At 73.9% G+C, this 17,410-nt stretch carries 13 protein-coding genes and 1 pseudogene; 6 read left to right on the top strand and 8 right to left on the bottom strand.

Features of this window, described 5'->3' with window-relative positions:
* The first annotated feature begins 167 nt into the window (after positions 1 to 167).
* A complete protein-coding gene (locus ACZ7BZ_RS07390) occupies positions 168 to 1,085 on the top strand; it encodes a DUF6891 domain-containing protein (RefSeq protein WP_470357531.1) in 918 nt (305 codons plus the stop codon).
* Positions 1,086 to 1,112: 27 nt separating this feature from the next.
* On the opposite strand, the gene ACZ7BZ_RS07385 is transcribed toward ACZ7BZ_RS07390, so the two are convergent.
* Complete coding sequence (locus ACZ7BZ_RS07385; RefSeq protein ID WP_470357530.1) at positions 1,113 to 2,024, bottom strand: diacylglycerol kinase; 912 nt, start codon at positions 2,022 to 2,024, stop codon at positions 1,113 to 1,115.
* On the bottom strand, positions 2,021 to 3,643 hold the full coding sequence (locus ACZ7BZ_RS07380; RefSeq protein ID WP_470357529.1) for an FAD-binding oxidoreductase: 1,623 nt from the start codon (positions 3,641 to 3,643) through the stop codon (positions 2,021 to 2,023). Before ACZ7BZ_RS07380 ends, ACZ7BZ_RS07385 begins: the two co-directional genes overlap by 4 nt.
* Positions 3,644 to 3,663: 20 nt before the next feature.
* On the opposite strand from ACZ7BZ_RS07380, the gene ACZ7BZ_RS07375 reads away from it, so the two are divergent.
* Together ACZ7BZ_RS07375 and ACZ7BZ_RS07370 are read left to right on the top strand one after the other, a co-directional pair.
* Positions 3,664 to 4,302: a TetR/AcrR family transcriptional regulator gene (locus ACZ7BZ_RS07375; RefSeq protein ID WP_470357528.1), complete on the top strand. Its 639-nt coding sequence runs from the start codon at positions 3,664 to 3,666 to the stop codon at positions 4,300 to 4,302.
* A complete protein-coding gene (locus ACZ7BZ_RS07370; protein ID WP_470357527.1) occupies positions 4,299 to 5,855 on the top strand; it encodes a glycerol-3-phosphate dehydrogenase/oxidase in 1,557 nt (518 codons plus the stop codon). The genes ACZ7BZ_RS07375 and ACZ7BZ_RS07370 overlap by 4 nt, the downstream gene beginning before the upstream one ends.
* A 41-nt stretch (positions 5,856 to 5,896) precedes the next feature.
* Here the strand turns inward: ACZ7BZ_RS07370 and ACZ7BZ_RS07365 are convergent, their stop codons facing one another.
* Entirely contained in the window at positions 5,897 to 6,190 is a 294-nt protein-coding gene (locus ACZ7BZ_RS07365) for a hypothetical protein (RefSeq protein WP_470357526.1), read from the bottom strand.
* 246 nt (positions 6,191 to 6,436) lie between these two features.
* Between ACZ7BZ_RS07365 and ACZ7BZ_RS07360 the strand changes: the two genes are divergently transcribed.
* Positions 6,437 to 7,012: a TerD family protein gene (locus ACZ7BZ_RS07360; RefSeq protein WP_380451482.1), complete on the top strand. Its 576-nt coding sequence runs from the start codon at positions 6,437 to 6,439 to the stop codon at positions 7,010 to 7,012.
* Between the two features lie 34 nt (positions 7,013 to 7,046).
* On the opposite strand, the gene ACZ7BZ_RS07355 is transcribed toward ACZ7BZ_RS07360, so the two are convergent.
* Positions 7,047 to 8,318, bottom strand: a complete 1,272-nt coding sequence (locus ACZ7BZ_RS07355) for a Rossmann-fold NAD(P)-binding domain-containing protein (RefSeq protein ID WP_470357525.1) — start codon at positions 8,316 to 8,318, stop codon at positions 7,047 to 7,049.
* Positions 8,319 to 8,589: 271 nt separating this feature from the next.
* Here ACZ7BZ_RS07355 and ACZ7BZ_RS07350 point away from each other — a divergent pair, with 271 nt between their 5' ends.
* Together ACZ7BZ_RS07350 and ACZ7BZ_RS07345 are read left to right on the top strand one after the other, a co-directional pair.
* Positions 8,590 to 10,632, top strand: a complete 2,043-nt coding sequence (locus tag ACZ7BZ_RS07350) for an oxidoreductase (RefSeq protein WP_470357524.1) — start codon at positions 8,590 to 8,592, stop codon at positions 10,630 to 10,632.
* Between the two features lie 136 nt (positions 10,633 to 10,768).
* Positions 10,769 to 11,512 carry a hypothetical protein gene (locus tag ACZ7BZ_RS07345; protein ID WP_470357523.1) on the top strand — a complete coding sequence of 248 codons (744 nt, stop codon included), beginning with the start codon at positions 10,769 to 10,771 and terminating at the stop codon, positions 11,510 to 11,512.
* A gap of 65 nt (positions 11,513 to 11,577) precedes the next feature.
* Here ACZ7BZ_RS07345 and ACZ7BZ_RS07340 read toward each other — a convergent pair whose 3' ends face one another.
* The 4 genes and pseudogenes from ACZ7BZ_RS07340 to ACZ7BZ_RS07325 form a co-directional block, all read right to left on the bottom strand.
* Positions 11,578 to 11,991 (bottom strand): DUF2690 domain-containing protein, encoded by a 414-nt coding sequence (locus ACZ7BZ_RS07340; RefSeq protein ID WP_470357522.1) that lies wholly within the window; start codon positions 11,989 to 11,991, stop codon positions 11,578 to 11,580.
* A 902-nt stretch (positions 11,992 to 12,893) separates the two neighbouring features.
* A pseudogene (locus tag ACZ7BZ_RS07335) lies at positions 12,894 to 13,382 on the bottom strand (acetylhydrolase); the annotation flags it as partial.
* Positions 13,383 to 13,591: 209 nt separating this feature from the next.
* On the bottom strand, positions 13,592 to 13,954 hold the full coding sequence (locus ACZ7BZ_RS07330) for a hypothetical protein (RefSeq protein WP_470357521.1): 363 nt from the start codon (positions 13,952 to 13,954) through the stop codon (positions 13,592 to 13,594).
* Between the two features lie 191 nt (positions 13,955 to 14,145).
* The gene (locus tag ACZ7BZ_RS07325; protein WP_470357520.1) at positions 14,146 to 17,355 is read right to left on the bottom strand and encodes a putative bifunctional diguanylate cyclase/phosphodiesterase; all 3,210 of its coding nucleotides are present in this window, start codon (positions 17,353 to 17,355) and stop codon (positions 14,146 to 14,148) included.
* Between the last annotated feature and the right edge of the window lie 55 nt (positions 17,356 to 17,410).

Raw genomic sequence — 17,410 nt, 5'->3', positions numbered from 1 at the left:
CCTCAAACGCGCCCAACACCGCGACTGGCCACCACCGCTCCCGGCCGTCATCACGATCACCAGCAGAGCCGCCACAACCTAAGTCACCGGCATTGCAGCTAGGCCCTGTCCGACAGGACCGTGCCCGCGCCGTCCGGATTGTCGGTGGGCTGTGCGAGGGTGACGTCATGCTGGCGATCACGGTGCAGACGAACGACGCGCGGCACCTCAGGGTGACCGCGGACGAACTGGCGGGGCTGGTCCGGCGCATCGGCGCCGGGGCCGACACCTTCCTCGTCGTGCAGCGGATACCGGACCTGCCGGACGTGTACATCCAGGTCTGGCACAAGGCCGGCGGCGACTACACCCTGGAGCACCGCGACGGCTCCGCCGCCCGGCACTTCGAGGTGCGGGTGGACGGGCCGGAGACGGTGCTCACGGCGATGACGGCCTGGGCACGGCAGGAGCCGGGCTGGGGTGACGCCCTGGCGTGGGAGCGGCTGGACTTCGGCCCGGCCGCCGAGCCGGTGCCCGCGCCGGTGCTGGAGCCCGAGGAACGGCAGCAGCTGGAGGAGCAGCTGCGGCTGACCCTCGCCTGCGGCTACACCGACCGCGCCGGGCTCGCCGAGCACGCCGAGGAGTACCTGGTCTCCGGCGAGCGCCGCCCGCTCTCCCCGGCCCAGGCCGAGCAACTCGCCGACCGGCTCTGGCTGGAGCGGATCGGCGAGCAGAGCGGCTGGATCGGCGAGACCGACCCGGAACGCCTCGCCCGCGCGTTCGCCGCTCTGGAGGCGGCCGGCATCACCGCCCGGGAGGACTTCACCTGCTGCCGCTCCTGCGGTGAGGCGGAGATCGGCGCGGCCGGGCGGCCGGAGGCCCGGGGCTTCGTCTACTTCCACTCCCAGTGCACCGAGTCGGCTGCCGCCGGCCACGGCCTGTCCCTGCTCTACGGCGGCTTCGACGGCTCCCCGGCGACCACCACGGCCATCGGCGAGGAGGTGGTCACCGCCCTGGCGGCCGTCGGCCTCCCGACGCTCTGGAGCGGCGACCCCTCCGACACGATCGAGATACGCCCCCTGCTCTGGCGCCGCCGCCTGGTCGGCTGAGCCCGGGGAGCCGGGGAGCCGGGGGGGTCAGGGCACCAGCAGCCGGAGGGCCTCGCGGTGGACCGCCACGTCGACGGGGAGGGCGGTGATGAACTCGCCGTCCGCGTAGGCGGTGATGCCGGGGGACTCGATCCGCAGCGACTCGGTGCGCAGGGTGGTGACCTCCGGGTGGGTGATGTGGGTGCCCTTGAAGAGGGTGGGGAAGAAGCGGGCGATCCGCAGCCGGGGCATGGCGTCGACGAGGGTGACGTCCAGCAGTCCGTCGTCGGGCAGGGCGGCCGGGCAGATCAACATGCCGCCGCCGTAGCTGCGGGTGTTGCCGACGGCGGCGAGGGTGAGGTCGCGTTCGACGACGGTGCCGTCGGCGAGGGTGAGCCGGAACGGCAGCGGGCGCAGGTTGGCGAACTCGGCGAGGATGGCGAGGTTGTAGCGCATCCGGCCGCGGGGCCAGCGCAGCCGGTTGGCGCGGTCGCTGACCAGCGAGTCGAAACCGCTGGCGAGGACGGAGCCGTACCAGCGGACGGCGCCGTCCGGGCCGGTGATCCGGCCGAGGTCGACGCCGCGGGTGCGGCCGGCGGCGATGACCTCGGCGGCGGCCTCGGGGGAGTCGATCGGCAGGCCGTACTCGCGGGCGTGGTCGTTGCCGGTGCCGGCCGGGATCAGGCCGAGCGGGACGGCCGTGCCGGCGAGGGCCTGGAGGGTCAGGTTGACCATGCCGTCGCCGCCGACCACGACCACCGCGTCGGCCCCGCCGGCCGCCGCCTCGCGGGCGAGGCGGACGGCGTCGTCGGCGGACTGCCCGGCCTGCGGCTCGACCTCGACGCCGAGTGCGCGCAGCCGGGCGACGGCCCGGTGGGCGGCGGGTTCGGCGTGGCCGATGCCCGCCGCCGGGTTGGTGAGAACGGTGACCCTGCGGATGACGGTTCTCGGGCCGGTCACGGGATCAGCTTCCCGGGGTTGAGGATGCCCGCCGGGTCGAGTTCGGCCTTGACGGCGCGCAGGATGCGCACACCGAGGTCGCCGATCTCCTCGGTCATCCAGGGCCGGTGGTCGGCGCCGACGGCGTGGTGGTGGCTGATGGTGCCGCCGCTGCGCACGATGGCGTCGCCGGCGGCCCGCTTGGCGGTGCCCCACTGGGTGAGCGGGTCCTCGCCGAGGGCGGCGACGACGGTGAAGTAGAGCGAGGCGCCGGTCGGGTAGACGTGCGAGATGTGGCAGAGCACGAGCGCGCCGGGCAGGGCAGTGGTGAGCGCCTCGGTGACGGCGGTGCGCAGTTCGGCCAGCCGGCCCCACTCGGCCGCCGTCTCCAGGGTCTCGCACAGCGCGCCGGCGCTGAGCAGCGAGTCGCGCAGGTAGGGGGCGTTGAACCGGCCGTGCTCCCAGGCCCGGGCGGGCGGCTCGCCGAGCGAGGTTCCGCCGGCGGCGAGCAGTACCTCGCGGGTGAGGTCGTGCCGGGCGGCGACCTGTTCGGCGGTGCCCTCGAAGACGGTGACGGCCAGGCAGCCGGTGACGGTGGGGGCGCCGCCGATCTGCTCGGTCGTGGCGAGGTTGACCATGGTCTCGGCCTCGTCGGAGAGCCGGATCACCGTCGGGCCGGTGCCCTGCTGCTCGACGGCGCGCAGCGCGGCCGTCCCGGTGGCGAAGTCGGGGAAGCTCCACGCCTCGTAGGCCTTGACGGCGGGCAGCGGGTGGACCCGCAGGCGCACGGCGGTGATCACGCCGAGGGTGCCCTCGGAGCCGAGGAACAGCTGGCGCAGGTCGGGCCCGGCGGCGGAGGCGGGGGCCCGGCCGAGGTCGAGCGTCCCGGCGGGGGTGACCACGCGCAGGCCCCGGACCATCTCGTCGAAGCGCCCGTACCCGGCCGAGTCCTGGCCCGAGGAGCGGGTGGCGGCGAAGCCGCCGATGGTGGCGTAGCGGAAGCTCTGCGGGTAGTGGCCGAGCTCCCAGCCGTGTTCGGCGAGCAGCGCCTCCGCCGCGGGACCGGTGAGACCGGCGCCGAGGACGGCCTCGCCGGAGGTCTCGTCGAGGGCGAGCAGCTGGTCGAGGCGGCGCAGGTCGAGCGAGATGACAGCCTGGAAGGGGCCGCGCTCGGGGTCGAGCCCGCCGACGACGCTGGTGCCGCCGCCGAACGGGACGACGGCGATCCGGCGTTCGGCGCAGACGGCGAGGACGGCGGCGATCTCGGCCTCGTCGCCGGGCAGCACGACGGCGTCGGGGGCGTCCTGGGCCTCGCGGCTGCGGCGGCGCAGCAGGTCGGGGGTGGACTTACCGCCGGCCCGGGGCAGCCGGTCGGCGTCGGCGGCGCTGACGTGGGTCTCACCGACGGCGTCGGCCAGGGCCTTGAGGTCCTCGGCGGTGATCCGGGACGGACGCAGGACGACCTCGGCGGCGCTCGGCCCGGGGACGGCGTCGCCGGTGACGCCGAGGGCGGCGGCGAGCAGTCCCTTGATGTCCGCGGACAGTTCCTTGGCGAGGGCCGGGTCGCCCCAGGCGTTCCACTTCATCGGGGGGAGGGGCAGGGCGGCGTCGGCCGGTCCCGCTTGCGTCTCAGGTGCCATGCGTTACAGTTTCACACATCATGTCAAGTAGTAACGCCACGGCCGGAGAGCCGGTCAAGGCTGCGAAGCCCCGCAGCGCCGAGCCGCACGGCGCCGAGCCGCGCAGCACCGATGACGCGATCCTGGACGCCGCCGCCGACCTGGTCGTGCACCTCGGCGTGCGCCGCACCCAGCTGGCGGAGATCGCCCGCCGCGCCGGGGTCAGCCGCCCGACCGTCTACCGGCGCTGGCCGGACGTCCAGGCGGTGATCGGGGCGCTGCTCACCCGCGAGATCCTGGCCACCCTGGAGCGCGCCTCGTTGGCGGTGGACGGCCGGGAGGCCTTCGTGGACCGGGTGGTGGAGGTCGCCGTCCGGCTGCGCGACCACCCGGTGCTCGGCGCGCTGCTCCACTCCGACGACTCCGACCTGCTGCTCCAGTACGTCGTCGAGCGCCTCGGCGCCAGCCAGCGCGGCCTGCTGGAGGCGCTGCGCTCCGGCATCGAGCGGGGCCAGGCCGACGGCTCCGTCCGGGCCGGCGAGCCGACCGAACTGGCCGCCATGGTCCTGCTGATCGCCCAGTCCACCGTCCAGTCGCACCGCATGGTGGCCTCCCTGCTACCGGAGGCGGCCTGGCGGCGCGAACTGGCCCGAGCGCTGAACGGATACCTCGCACCATGACGCCCGAGGCCGGCCCGTACGCGGGAACCGCCCAGTTGAACGCCGTCCGCCGGCTGCGCCAGCTCGACGCGCTCGCCGACGATCCGCACATCGACCTGCTGGTGATCGGCGGCGGGGTGACCGGCGCCGGGGTGGCGCTGGACGCCGCCGCGCGCGGCCTGCGGACGGTACTCGTGGAGTCCCGCGACCTCGCCTTCGGCACCAGCCGCTGGAGTTCCAAGCTGGTGCACGGCGGCCTGCGCTACCTCGCCTCCGGGCGGGTCAAGGTGGCCCGGGAGAGCGCCGTCGAGCGCGGTGTGCTGATGACCCGCACCGCCCCGCACCTGGTCCGCGCGCTGCCCCAACTGGTGCCGTTGCTGCCCGACTTGCTGCGCCCGGGGCAGGCCTCGCTGATCCGCGCGGGCTTCCACGCGGGCGACGCCCTGCGGCTGAGCGCCGGCACGCCGGGCGCCCTGCTGCCGCGGATGCGCCGGATCGACGCGGCCCGGACCAGGCAACTGGCGCCGGCCGTCCGGACCGCCGGACTGCGCGGCGCCCTGGTCGCCCACGACGGCCAACTCGTCGACGACGCGCGGCTGGTGGTCGCCCTGGCGCGCACCGCCGCGCAGTACGGGGCGAGCGTGCTGACCCGGGTGCGGGCCGAGTCCGTCACCGGGACGTCGGCCCGGCTGGTCGACGCGCTGAGCGGGCAGACGCTGACCGTCACCGCGGGCGCGGTGATCAACGCCACCGGGGTGTGGGCCGGCGAGGTGGACACCTCGATCAAGCTGCGTCCCAGCCGCGGCACCCACCTGCTGGTGGACGCCGCGGTCCTGGGCCACCCGGCGGCCGCGCTCACCGTGCCGGTGCCCGGCTCCACCAGCCGCTTCGTGTTCGCGCTGCCGCAGCAGCTCGGCCGGGTCGCGATCGGCCTGACCGACGAGGACGCCCCCGGCCCCGTCCCGGACGAGCCGCAGCCCACCGAGGCCGAGCTGACCTTCCTCCTCGACACCGTCAACGCCGCCCTGGCCACCGCGCTGACCAGGGCGGACGTCCGCGGCGCCTACGCCGGGCTGCGCCCGTTGATCGACACCGGGGGCGGCAGCACCGCCGACATCTCCCGGGAGCACGCGGTGCTGGAGTCCCCGTCCGGGGTGGTCACCGTGGTCGGCGGCAAGCTCACCACCTACCGGCGGATGGCCGAGGACGCGGTGGACGCCGCCGTCCGGCTGCGCGGCCTGCCCGCCCGTACCTGCTGGACGGCCCGGCTGCCGCTGGTCGGTGCCCCCGGCCACCGGGACAGCCGCCCGCTGCCGATCCAGGGGGTGCCCGCCTCGTTGGTCGCCCGGCACGGCGGCCTGTCCCACGAGGTGCTGGCGGCGGGGGAGTCGGTGCCGGTGGCGGAGGGCATCGACGTGACCCGCGCGGAGGTCGCGTACGCGATCACCCACGAGGGCGCCCTGGACGCCGCCGACGTGCTGGACCGGCGGACCAGGATCGGGCTGGTGGCGGAGGACGCCGAGCGGGCCCGGAAGGCGGTCGAGGAGATCCTCGGGGACACCGCCGCGCGGTAGCGGGGCCGCCCCGGCTGCGGACGGAAGTGCGCCCGGGGGCCTCAGCGGGCGGTGAGTTCCGGCATCGGGTGCTCGGCGCCCGCGAACTCCAGCACGCAGGCCAGCGGGTGCTCCGCCCGGCCGGTCCGGTCCAGCCGGACGGCCAGCGGCCGTGGCGGCTCCTCGGCGAGCTGCCCGGACAGTGTCAGCGGGTAGCCGCCGTGGCCGTGGGTGCGGTGGAAGGCGCACTCCTTGCCGTCCACCAGCAGCTCGGTCTCGGTGATCCAGCCGGAGCGGACGTTGACGGTGACCGAGTGACCGTCCTGGTCGAGGTGGAAGCTGTACCGCTGGCGCATGGGAACCTCCCGCGGGGGCCTCGGAACGGGGACGGCCAGGGATCCACCGCCAGTGTATGAGGGCCGTACCCTCCCGGCGCCCCGGCCGGTACGGTGGCCGGGGCGCGGAGGGATCACGGCCGGGGGCGATCGGTTCCCTCCCCGGCCCCTGAGAAATCCCCGGGGCGGGGCCAGCCCGCAGGCGGATTCTCGTGATCTCTACAGTGTTGTAGATTCGTCCGCAGGGAGAGATCCGAGGAGGGCATTGTGGGAGTTTCGCTGGCCAAGGGCGGCAACGTCTCGCTGAGCAAGGAGGCGCCCGGTCTGAGCGCCGTGATCGTGGGTCTCGGCTGGGCCGTCCGCACCACCACCGGGGCCGACTACGACCTGGACGCCAGTGCGCTGCTCTGCAACGCGCTCGGCAAGGTCGTCTCGGACCAGCACTTCGTCTTCTTCAACAACCTCCGCAGCCCCGAGGGTTCGGTCGAGCACAGCGGCGACAACCTGACCGGTGGCGGCGACGGCGACGACGAGCAGATCAAGGTCGACCTGGACCGGGTGCCGGCCGACGTCGCCAAGGTGGTCTTCCCGGTGTCGATCTACGACGCCGACGCCCGGCTGCAGAACTTCGGGCAGGTCCGCAACGCCTTCATCCGGATCGTCAACCAGGCCAACGGCCAGGAGATCGCCCGCTACGATCTCACCGAGGACGCCTCCACCGAGACCGCGATGGTCTTCGGTGAGCTGTACCGCAACGGCGCCGAGTGGAAGTTCCGCGCGATAGGCCAGGGTTACGCCTCCGGTCTGCGTGGCATCGCCACCGACTACGGCGTCAACGTCTGATCCCTCCCCGAGGGTTGCGCCCGGGCGGGCCGGCTCAGCCGGCCCGCCCGGCGGCATGTCCGGAGGCGTGTCCGAGTGCGTGGCCGCCGAAGCCCGCGCCGGGGGCGAGCTGGCCCCGCCACCAGGCGTCCATCGCCGGTTCGTCCATCGCCGACCAGTCCGGCGCCGCGGTCACCTGCGCCCGGCCCAGCGTGCGGCCCAGGTCCACCAACTCCAGCCCGGCGGCGGTCCGTTCACGGTCGTACGCGGCCAGCAGCGGCGCCCAGGAGCCACCGCCCAGCCGCAGCCCGGCTTGCTCGAAGGCGTACGCGTCCTGTAGCGCCTTCACCGCGCCGCTGGTGTTGTGCGGGCGGACGATGGTCGCCGCGTCCCCGCCGATGAGCAGCCGTCCGGCCGTGCGGTGCGGGGCCGCCAGGTCGTAGACCGGCTGCAGCAGGGTCCGCTCGGGCGGAGTCAGCGCGATCACCCCGGCCCAGTACGGCGGCAGCTGCCGCTCGGCGAACTCCCGCATCCCGTCCAGCTGTTCTCCGGTGAGGGCGCCGGCCGCGACGGCGGTCGGGCCGTCCAGGCGCAGCCAGTCCGGGGTGGGCGCGTAGAAGACCCAGTTCACCTGGGTGCGTCCGGGGGTGAGCCCGGGGATCCGGTAGAGCACCACCTGGCCGCCGCCGTAGCAGACGGTGGCGCACTCCTCCTCCGGCCAGGCCGCGCCGCCGCCGGGCAGCCCGTCCAGCAGTGCGGAGTCGTAGCTGCCGCGCCAGCAGACGTACCCGGCGTACTCGGGCTCGGCCTGCGGGCAGACGGCGGCGCGCACCACGGAGCGGTAGCCGTCCGCACCGATCACCAGGTCGTACGGGGTGCGGGTGCCGTCGGCCTGCTCCGTCCAGGCGCCGTCCGGGTCGCCGCCGACCGCCGTCACGGTGGTGCCCAGCCGGTACTCCACCGCCGCCGGGGCCTTCTCGCGCAAGGCCTGCCAGAGCACCGCCCAGTGGTGGGAGTGGAACGGGAAGGGCTGCGCCCAGAGCAGCCGCCCGCGCCCGTACGGGCCGTCGCCCTCGCCGGCCGGCCCCCGGGTGACCCAGCGGCGCACGGTGAGCCGGTGGCGGCGGGTGTCCGGGGCGAGGTGGCCGGCGTCGACCAGTTCGGCGAAGCGGTCGTTGTGGGTGCAGATCCCCAGGCCGCGGTCCTCCAGCCGGCCCGGGCTGCGTTCCAGCACCACGACCCGCTCCGCACCGAGCCGGGCGGCCGCCCCGGCGAAGGCGCTTCCGGCGATGCTGCCGCCGACCACGACCACCGAGCCACCCCGCACGGTCGTCCCCTCTCCCGGGTCCCTGTTGCGTCTGCTGCGTGCCCCCGCGTGCCCCTGCGTGCCCGCGCATCTCGGCGTGTCCGGCGCTCTCGGCGTCCGTGCCGTCGGCGCGCGACGGCGGGTTCCGACAGGCGACGGCACGACGATACGCCGCCCGGCCGCGGTGTGCCGGGGCTTCTCCGACGGCCCTATGCAACTAGTTGCATAGCGCGTCGACCGTCGCCTACTCTGCGGTAACCATCCCCACTGGCCGCCCCCTCAGGAGACGTCGATGAGCTCGACCCCCGGCAGCAGCCGCTACCCGCACCTGCTCAGCCCGCTCGACCTGGGCTTCACCACCCTCCCCAACCGGGTGGTCATGGGCTCGATGCACGTCGGCCTGGAGGAGGCCCCCGGCGGCTACCAGCGGATGGCCGCCTTCTACGCCGAGCGCGCCCGCGGCGGCGTCGGCCTGATCGTCACCGGCGGCATCGCCCCCAACGAGGCCGGGCGCCCCTGGGAGGGCGGCGCCATGCTGACCACCGAGGCGGAGGCCGACGAGCACCGGGTGGTCACCGACGCCGTGCACGCCGCAGGCGGCAAGATCGCCCTGCAGATCCTGCACTTCGGCCGCTACGCCTACCACCGCGACCTGGTCGCCCCCAGCGCCCTCCAGGCCCCGATCAGCCCCTTCGTGCCCAACGAGCTCACCACCGAACAGGTCGAGCAGACCATCGAGGACTTCGCCCGCTGCGCCGAACTCGCCCGCCGGGCCGGCTACGACGGCGTCGAGATCATGGGCTCCGAGGGCTACCTGATCAACGAGTTCATCGTCGCCGCCACCAACCACCGCCAGGACGAGTGGGGCGGCGACTACGAGCGGCGGACGCGCTTCCCGGTGGAGATCGTCCGCCGGGTCCGCGAGCGGGTCGGCGAGGACTTCATCATCGTCTACCGGCTCTCCATGCTCGACCTCGTCCCCGGCGGCTCCACCCTCGACGAGGTGGTCCAGCTCGCCCAGGCCGTCGAGGCCGCCGGCGCGAGCATCATCAACACCGGCATCGGCTGGCACGAGGCCCGCATCCCCACCATCGCCACCTCGGTGCCGCGCGGCGCCTTCGCCTGGGTCACCCGGCGGGTGATGGGCCGGGTCGGCATCCCGCTGGTCACCACCAACCGCATCAACACCCCCGAGATCGCCGAGCAGTTGCTCGCCGACGGCTGCGCCGACCTGGTCTCGATGGCCCGCCCGCTGCTCGCCGACGCCGACTTCGTCGCCAAGGCGCGCGAGGACCGCGCCGACGCCATCAACACCTGCATCGGCTGCAACCAGGCCTGCCTGGACCACACCTTCAACCTCCAGATCACCTCCTGCCTGGTCAACCCGCGCGCCTGCCACGAGACCGAACTCGTCCTCGCCCCCACCAAGGTGCGCAAGTCCATCGGGGTCGTCGGCGCCGGCCCGGCCGGCCTCGCCTTCGCCGTCTCCGCCGCCGAACGCGGCCACACCGTCACGCTCTACGACGCCGCCGACACCATCGGCGGCCAGCTGAACATCGCCCGGCGGATCCCCGGCAAGGAGGAGTTCACCGAGACGCTGCGCTACTACCGCACCCGGCTGGCAGAGTTGGGCGTCACCCAGCGCCTCGGCGCCGTCCTGACCGCCGAACAGCTCGCCGCGGCCGAGCACGACGAGATCGTCCTCGCCACCGGCGTCACGCCCCGGACTCCCGCCGACATCCCCGGAATCGACCACCCCAGCGTGCTCGGCTACCTCGACGTGCTGCGCGACGGCGCGCCGGTCGGCGAGCGGGTCGCCATCCTCGGCGCGGGCGGGATCGGCTTCGACGTGGCCGAGTTCCTCACCGACCAGGGCGACCAGGCCAGCCTCAACCCGCCCGTGTTCCAGGCGAAGTGGGGCATCGACCCGGAGTACCGCGAGCGCGGCGGCCTGCGCGCCCCCGAGCGGCCGAAGCCCCCGCGCAGCGTCCACCTGCTGCAGCGCAAGACCGGCAAGGTCGGCGCCGGACTCGGCAAGACCACCGGCTGGATCCACCGCACCGAACTCAAGCACCGCGGCGTGGTGATGGTCGCCGGCGCCACGTACGACCTCATCGACGACGCCGGACTGCACTACACCGTCGACGGCGAACGCCAACTGCTGCCCGTGGACACCGTGGTGCTCTGTACCGGCCAGGAACCGCGCCGCGACCTCGCGGACGCGCTGCGCGAGCGCGGCCTGTCCGTGCACGTCATCGGCGGCGCGGACGTGGCCGCCGAACTGGACGCCAAGCGGGCCATCAAGCAGGGCACCGAACTGGCCGCGGCCATCTGACGTCGGGCAGTCGGGGGGCTACCCGGTGCGCCGGGTAGCCCGCTGACCTGCGAGGACGCCTGCCCGCGCGCCCCGCCCCGGCCCCGGTGGGACACTGGTTGCCTGTCCCTGCCCGACCACTCGACCGGGGGCCAGCATGTCCCTCCCGAGGCCACTCCACGCCCTCACCACCGCGGCCCTGGTCGCGGCGGCCGCCCTGGGCCCCGCGGGCACCGCAGGTGCCGTCGGCGGCGCGGCCGTACCGCCGCTACCGTCCGCCGACCAGCTGAAGTCGGCGCTGCTCACCGCGAACGACCTCGGCCCGGGCTACGCCGAGGCGCCCGCCACCCCCAGCCCCGGCCCGAGCGCCAACCCGACCCCCGTCACCGGCTGCGACGCGCTCAACGCCCTCATCAACATGCACGCCACTGCCCCCGATCCGGCGACCCCGCGCGCCGAAACCGAACTGGACGGCCCCGACGGCAACCCGATGGTCACCGAGGCCCTCGCCGCCGAGGACTCCGGCAAGCTCACCGCCGACGTCAACACCGTCGCCGACGCGCTGAAGACCTGCCACACCATCACCTTCGGCTCCGCCATCGGGGAGACGGTGACCTTCACCGTCACCCCCGTCACCCTCGGAGACCGCCCCGACGCCCCCGCCGCCCGCCTCGACGGCACCCTCGCCGGCGTCCAGCTCAACGCCTTCGTCGGCGTCGAACGCTTCGGCACCGTCGGCCTCGCCTACGGCTACTTCCAACGCCAGGGCGCCGACCCCCAGGCCGCCGCCATGCAGTACCGCAGCGCGGTCGCCAAGATCGAACGCACCCTCGGCACCACCGCCGGCAGCACCACCCCACCCACCGCCACCGCCACTGCCACCCAGGGCATGTCGGTCTGACCACCCCGGGACACCCAGCGGCCCCCGTCGAGCACACCGCTCGACGGGGGCCGCTGCGCGGTCGATTAGTACCAGCCGGTCCGGTGGACACCGTTGCTGCCGTGGGAGCTGGCCTGCGACTGGATGCCCGCGTCGTTGTCCATCGCGGACCAGATCGCGCCGCCCGAGTACGTGAAGGTGGAGTAGTCGGCGTCCTGGCCCGGGTGGTTCTGGATCGACACGGACTCACCGGCGACCGCGTTCCTGTCCCGCGCCCAGGCGGCCCGGCAGGACGGGCTGTAGCGCAGCTCCAGCGGACCGTCGGTGGAGACGGTGATGGCGTCGTTGGCACAGGTGGTGGTGGCCGGGTCCAGCCCGGTGCAGCTGCTCGCGTAGCAGCTGGTGGCGGCGGAGGCCGGGCCGGCCGCGAGCATCGCCCCGGACACAGCCAGGGCCAGGGTGGCGCCGATCGTGGCGGCCTTTCGGGTGATGGAACGCATGGAGTCCTCCGGGCGGTACGGGAGCGATGGATCAGCGCTCCCACTCTCGGGCTCCGAGTCACCGTCCCTCCACCGTCCCGGCTTCCCAGGGACGTCCCCCGCCCGTCCCGGGAAGCGGGGCGGCCGCACCCCCGTGGCGTCCGCCCCCGTACCGGCCTCCCCGTTTCCGGCCTCACGGCAGGAACTTGACCTCCGGGAACTTCGGGGACGGGCCGTCCAGGAGGGCGCCGCGGCGGTGCCGGAGGTGGCGGTCGAAGAAGGCGAGCGGGTAGGCCTGCTGGATGCGGGCCGAGCTGTCGGGGGGGCAGGGTGCCGACCTGCTGCTGGATCTGCTGCTCGGGGATGCCGAGCAGCTTGCCGACCTGGGGAAGCAGGACGGCGGCGTCCTCGTAGGAGCCGTGGACGACGCCGTCGGCCTGGATGTTGAGCCGCCAGCCGTGCAGGTGGTTCCAGAAGGTGACGGCGTCCGGGTTGCGGTCGCGGCCGAACTCGGCGGTCATCATCATGAACGGCCGGTCGAGGTCGGTGATGGTGATCGCCGCCATCGGGCCGTCGATGGCGAAGCCGGCCCGGACCCGGCGGTCGGCCATGATGACGGCGGCGGTGGCCGAACCGCCCTTGGACCAGCCGAACATGCCGACGTCGAGCGGGTCGGGGGCGCCGAGCAGGCCCTCGGGGAGAGTCTTGCCGTCGACGTCGGGGTTGTGTCCGGCGGCGAGTTCCTCGACGCAGTCCAGCACGAAGCGGGCGTCGGCGGCGCAGTCGTTCGGGCCGATCCGGGGGGCGCCCTCGATCCACGGGGTGAGCACGCGGCCGTCGGGGAACTCGGTGAAGGCGTCCCAGGTGTGGTCGACGGTGACCACGACGTAGCCGTGGCTGGCGAGTTCCTGGACGATGACGGTGTTGACGGCCCGGTGGGCGTGGGCACCGTGCGAGTAGACGATGACGGGCAGCCGGTGGCCGGGGCGGTGGACGGGCGCGCCAAGGCGGGCCGCGGTGAGCGGGGCAAGGGTGAGCGGGAGCCGGTAGCCGGCGTCGTCCAGGAAGGCCTTCAGGGCGCCGTCGCTCAGCCAGGGGGCGAGCGGGAGTTCGTCGGCCTTCCGGGCCGGGTACCAGACGGCGGCCATCAGCTCGCGGTACCGGCCGGCGCCGGCGAACGGGTCCGGCCGGGAGGTGTCGCGCAGGTGCAGGGCGACGGTGCCGACGCGGTGCGGGCCGGTGGGCTCGGGCAGGGTGAGCCGGCTCGGCGTGGGAGCGGGTGCCGGGGTGGGGGCGTCCGCCCGGGCGGTGGAGGCCAGGCCGAGCGGGGCGGCGGCGCCCAGGGCCACTGCGGTGCCCAGTACGCGACGGCGGGTCAGTCCGGTGGGGCCGGTGAACGGCGTGGTGTCCATGGCGAGGACGCTGTCACGCGCTGCCGGACGGCGGCATCGGCCCACCGATTGATCTCCCGCCCGCCCGCATCGGCCCACGGGTTTACATCCCCGGGCTGATGCGGCGTCAGGCATGGAAGCGACAGAGTGGGAAGTCGGCCGGGCCGACTTCCCACTCCTGGTGTTCCGCTTGTTCCGTGCGCGTTGTTCCGTGCGCGCCGGAGGTCCGGTCAGTTGAAGACCAGGACGTCGGTGCGCATCGGCAGCGAGCTGCCCCAGTCGATGTTGATCTTGAAGGTGACGACCCCGTTGCCCGGGGCGATGCTCGACACCTGGAAGGCGGCGGCGCCGACGAACCGGTGCCCGTTGGAGTCGATCTCGGAGGCGGTGATGACGACGGTCGAGTCGATCCCGATGACGTTCCACGGGATCTGGAGGTTGAAGGTCCCGTGCGACGGGGTCCAGGTCCACCAGGCCCGGTACACGGAGCCGACGTTGCCGCCGATCGCCGCGAGGTCCTGGCCGTGGCCGGTGGGCTCGGAGTGGCCCGCGATCTGCGGGATCTCGGAGGTGGAGGATTCGGCTGCGGTCATGGCGTCACTCCTTGCGCCGGGAGAGCCTCATGAGCTCTCCGGATGCTCCGAGTGTCGGTCCGTGTGCATACCGTAGGCAATCACTCGTGCGAGTGAACAGCGGCGCGTCCCCGGCGTGTCAGCGCCCGTTCCGCCTGCCCGCGTGCGCCGGTCCCGTTTCCGGCTCATTGCCTTGTCGGCCCGGTTTCTGGTTACGCCGGCTCGTACGTCGTCCGGCGGACCAGGGCGCGGGCCTGGGGGCCGTCCATCGGGTGGGCGAAGAGGTAGCCCTGGCCCAGGGGGCAGCCCATGGCGGCGAGCAGGTCGCGCTGGTCGGGGTGTTCGATGCCCTCGGCGATGACCTGGACGCCGAGGGTGTCGGCGATCCGGGTGATGCCCTCGACCAGGGCGTACTGCTGGGGGGAGAGGCCGAGGCCGTCGATGAAGGACTTGTCGATCTTCAGCAGGGAGATGGGGAACTCCCGCAGGTACGACAGCGAGGAGTAGCCGGTGCCGAAGTCGTCGATGGCGAGGCCGATGCCGAGGTCGCCGAGGGTGGCCATGTCGGCGCGCAGGCGGTCGTCGCGGCGCATCAGGACGGATTCGGTGAGTTCCAGGACGAGGGTGCGCGGGTCGATGCCGGAGGTGTCCAGGGCGTGGCGCACCACGTCGACGAAGCCGGCGTCGCGGAACTGGCGGGCGGAGACGTTGACGTTGACCCGCAGTGGGGGGCGGCCGGTGGCGGTGCGGGCGGCGGAGCTGGCGGCGTGCCAGGCGGCGGCCTCCTCGGCGGCGCGTTCCAGGACCCAGGCGCCGAGCGGGACGATCTGGCCGCTCTCCTCGGCGAGCGAGATGAACTCGTCGGGGAGCACCATGCCGCGCCGGTCGTGGGGCCAGCGGACGAGGGCTTCGAAGGCGACCAGGTCGCCGGTGCGCAGGTCGACGATCGGCTGGTAGTACAGCTGGAAGGCCGATTCGGCGATGGCGGAGTCCAGGTTCTCGTTCATCTCGTGCCGCTCGACCATCCCGGCCTGCAGGGCCGGCCGGTAGTGGCACCACTGGCGGCGGCCGGCTGCCTTCGCCGAGTAGAGCGCGAGGTCGGCGTGGGCGAGCAGTTCGGTGGAGTCCACGCTGTCCTCGGTGGTCGCGACGCCGATGCTGGCGCTGACCCGGACGGCGCCCGCGCTGAGCTTGAACGGTTCGGCGAACACTGAGAGCACGCCGGCCGCGATGGTGTCCACGTCGCCGGGGCAGTAGGCGTCCTCGACCAGGACGGCGAACTCGTCGCCGCCGAGCCGGGCTGCGGTGTCGGAGCTGCGCAGCGCGGTGGAGATCCGCAGCGAGACGGCGACCAGCAGTTCGTCGCCGACCGCGTGGCCCTGGGTGTCGTTGACCACCTTGAAGTCGTCCAGGTCGATGAACAGCACCCCGGTGACGGCCCCGCTGCGCTCGCCTCGGGAGAGCGCGTGGCCGACCCGGTCCTGGAACAGCACCCGGTTGGCGAGGCCGGTCAGCGAGTCGTGGAAGGCCCGGTGGGTCAGCTCGCGCTCCATCTGGCGCTGCTCGGTGACGTCGCGCAGGGTGAGCACCAGGCCGCCGACCGTCGGGTCGTCACGAAGGTCGGTGTAGCGGACCTCGGCCTCGATCGGGGTGTGGTCCAGGCGCAGCAGCCGCCAGTGCTCGCGCGGCTGGTCGCCGCGGGGCGGCTCGCCGGGGTCACGCATCCGGGCCAGCGCCTTGCCGACCTCCCGGCTGTCCTCGGGCGGGACGAGGTCGGTCAGCAGGGTGCCGTCCAGGCTTGGGTGGCCGAGCACCCGCTGGGCGGAGGAGGAGGCGTAGCGGATGCCGTCGTCGGCGTCGAGGATCAGGATGACGTCGCTGGCGTTCTGCACCAGGGTGCGGAAGTACAGCTCGCTGTTGCGCCGGGTGACCTCCTGGCTCAGCATCACGCGTTCGACGGCCAGCGCCGCCTGGGCGGCCAGGATCTCCAGCGAGCCCCAGAGGCTGGTGAGTTCCTGCTCGGTGCCGGTGACGACGAGCGAGCCGATCAGCGGGTCGCCGGAGGGGCGTTCGGCCAGCATGAGCGGGCAGACCAGGGCGGCGGGCATGCCGCCGAGCTGGCCGGGCAGGTCGACGGAGCCGGCGGGCAGCAGCCGGGTCTCGCGGTGGGCGGCGAGGCCGGCGAGGACCTCGTCCTCCTGCAGGGTGGGGAGGTGCGGAGTGGGGCGGTGCGGGGAGGCGCCCCCGGGGCCGCTGAGGCTCTTGGCCGGCTCCCCGGCCGGGCCTCCACCGTCCGTACGGTCGCCGGCCCGCCGGACGTGCAGCACCCCGGACTCCGCCACCGCCAGCAGGGCGACGTGCCCGCGCTCGGCCGGCATCAGGGTGGAGGCGGCGGCCTGGACGGCGTCCGCGACCTCCGCCACCGTGACGGCCGCGGTCAGCCGGGCGCCCGCCTGGCGCAGGGCCCGTTCCCGGGCCACCGCCTGCCGGCGGGCGACCACGACGACGGCCAGCCGGGCCAGCACCAGCAGGTACAGCAGGGCGGAGAAGGCGCCGATCACGCCGGCGTTGCTGGTGCTCCCGTCCAGCGAATCGATGATCAGCATGCCGGGCGCGATCAGCGAGGCGAGGGTCAGCAGGACGAGCCGGCCGGCCGAGAGGTCGGGCTGCTGGGTGGGGACGGGTCTGGTCAGTTCGACCATCGAGGGGTGCAGCGCGGCCGCACCCCAGGCGGTGTAGAACGCGGCCCAGCCGAGTTCCACGCCGGTGCCGATCCGCCAGTGCCCGTGCAGCTGGATCAGCCCGTAGAGGATGTCGGAGGTGAGCAGGCCGAGGGCGCCGACGGTGAGCAGTTGCAGCGAGCGGGAGTTGCCGCCGCGCGGGGTCAACAGCCGTAGCAGCAGGGCGAGGACGACCACGTCGCCGAGCGGGTAGGCGATCGAGACGGCCTTCTGCACCCAGGTGAGGTCCGGGTTCCGGGCGTACGGGAGGATCAGGTAGATCCAGGCGAGCAGTGCCAGGCCGAGCGTGATGATCAGGGCGTCCAGTAGCCCGGCGCGGTCCTGGCGGGCGGTGCGCCAGCGGATGAAGCCGAGCAGCCCGGCCGCGTACAGCAGGAACTGGGCGAGGTAGAAGCCGTCGGCGACGGACGGGAACGGGTTGTCCAGGTGCAGGATGTCGAGTTGCAGGGCCTGCACCGCCTCGCCGGTGGTGAAGCTGAGGTTGGCGAGTGCCAGCAGGTACCAGAACAGCGGGTGACGGGGTCGGTTGAGCCGGACGCCGACCACGACGGCGGCGACGCCGCCCAGGCCCATGCCCGTCCACCAGATGATCCGGAGGCCGGGGTCGGCGAAGTAGATGCCGGTGAACAGCACCATCCAGAGCAGGTAACAGACCATCAGGCGTTGTCGCCGGCGAGTCAACGAGGCTACCTCCTCCGCGGCACCACCCCGCCGGTCGGGCGGGGGAGTTCGGGCG

Source organism: Kitasatospora sp. NPDC036934 (assembly GCF_055608425.1).
The sequence above is the reverse complement of the archived record's forward strand: the minus strand, read 5'-3'. Positions and strand labels throughout refer to the sequence as shown.

Bases quoted from the DNA above. Each gene is read 5' to 3' on its own strand.
- ACZ7BZ_RS07390 (WP_470357531.1), top strand. From the start codon at position 168: ATGCTGGCGATCACGGTGCAGACGAACGACGCGCGGCACCTCAGGGTG.
- ACZ7BZ_RS07380 (WP_470357529.1), bottom strand. From the start codon at position 3,643: ATGGCACCTGAGACGCAAGCGGGACCGGCCGACGCCGCCCTGCCCCTC.
- ACZ7BZ_RS07375 (WP_470357528.1), top strand. From the start codon at position 3,664: ATGTCAAGTAGTAACGCCACGGCCGGAGAGCCGGTCAAGGCTGCGAAG.
- ACZ7BZ_RS07370 (WP_470357527.1), top strand. From the start codon at position 4,299: ATGACGCCCGAGGCCGGCCCGTACGCGGGAACCGCCCAGTTGAACGCC.
- ACZ7BZ_RS07365 (WP_470357526.1), bottom strand. From the start codon at position 6,190: ATGCGCCAGCGGTACAGCTTCCACCTCGACCAGGACGGTCACTCGGTC.
- ACZ7BZ_RS07350 (WP_470357524.1), top strand. From the start codon at position 8,590: ATGAGCTCGACCCCCGGCAGCAGCCGCTACCCGCACCTGCTCAGCCCG.
- ACZ7BZ_RS07345 (WP_470357523.1), top strand. From the start codon at position 10,769: ATGTCCCTCCCGAGGCCACTCCACGCCCTCACCACCGCGGCCCTGGTC.
- ACZ7BZ_RS07340 (WP_470357522.1), bottom strand. From the start codon at position 11,991: ATGCGTTCCATCACCCGAAAGGCCGCCACGATCGGCGCCACCCTGGCC.
- ACZ7BZ_RS07330 (WP_470357521.1), bottom strand. From the start codon at position 13,954: ATGACCGCAGCCGAATCCTCCACCTCCGAGATCCCGCAGATCGCGGGC.